Genomic DNA, 961 nt, shown 5'->3' with positions numbered 1-961 from the left:
CACAAGCCGATCGTGCTGATCGGCGGCGGCACCACGCGGATCGGTGATCCCAGTTTTCGCTCGGCGGCGCGTCCGATTCTGTCGGAGGACGAGATCGCGGCCAATGTCGCCGGCATCCGAAAAGTGTTCGAGCGGCTGCTGACCTTCGGCGACGGGCCGACGGATGCCGTCATGGTCAACAATGCCGAGTGGCTCGACCGGATGGCCTGGATCGACATGCTCCGGGACGTCGGCAAACATTTCTCCGTCAACCGCATGCTCTCCTTCGACAGCGTCAAGTCGCGGCTGGAGCAGCAGGAGAACCTGAGTTTCCTCGAGTTCAACTACATGATCCTGCAGGCGGTCGATTTCCTGGAATTGTTCCGCCGCACCGGCTGCCGGCTGCAGCTCGGCGGCGGCGACCAGTGGGGCAACATCGTCGGCGGCGTCGATCTGTTGCGCCGGATCGAGGGCGCCGAGGTCTTCGGCATGACCACGCCGCTGCTGACCACCGCCTCGGGCGTCAAGATGGGCAAGACGGCGGCAGGCGCCGTCTGGGTCAACGCGGATCGCCTGTCGCCCTACGACTACTGGCAGTTCTGGCGCAACGCCGAGGACGCCGACGTGGTGCGCTTCCTCAAACTCTTCACCGACCTGCCGCTCGACGAGATCGAAAGGCTCGGCCGCGCCGAAGGCGCCGACCTCAACGTGGTGAAGGAGCGCCTCGCCAACGAGGCGACGGCGCTGGCCCATGGGCAGCACGCGGCCGAACGGGCGCAGCAGACGGCGCGAGAGGCTTTCGGGCAAGGCGAAGCCGCCGCGGGCTTGCCGACCGTCGAACTCGACAACGCCGAGCGCGCCGCCGGTGTGGTGCTGGTCGACCTGCTCGTTCGGGCCGGCCTGGCGTCATCGAAGAGCGAGGCACGGCGGGCGGTTGCCGGCCGCGGCGTCCGGATCGACGGCGAGGTCGTCGAGGATGCGG

At 67.8% G+C, this 961-nt stretch carries 1 protein-coding gene; it reads left to right on the top strand.

Going from position 1 to position 961, the window contains the following annotated elements:
- The coding region (gene tyrS / locus L981_RS32555) for a tyrosine--tRNA ligase (RefSeq protein ID WP_043626833.1) at positions 1–961 on the top strand (961 nt) is incomplete at both ends.

It is taken from the genome of Ensifer sp. ZNC0028, from assembly GCF_000799055.1.
GTDB lineage: Bacteria > Pseudomonadota > Alphaproteobacteria > Rhizobiales > Rhizobiaceae > Ensifer.
The sequence above is the reverse complement of the archived record's forward strand: the minus strand, read 5'-3'. Positions and strand labels throughout refer to the sequence as shown.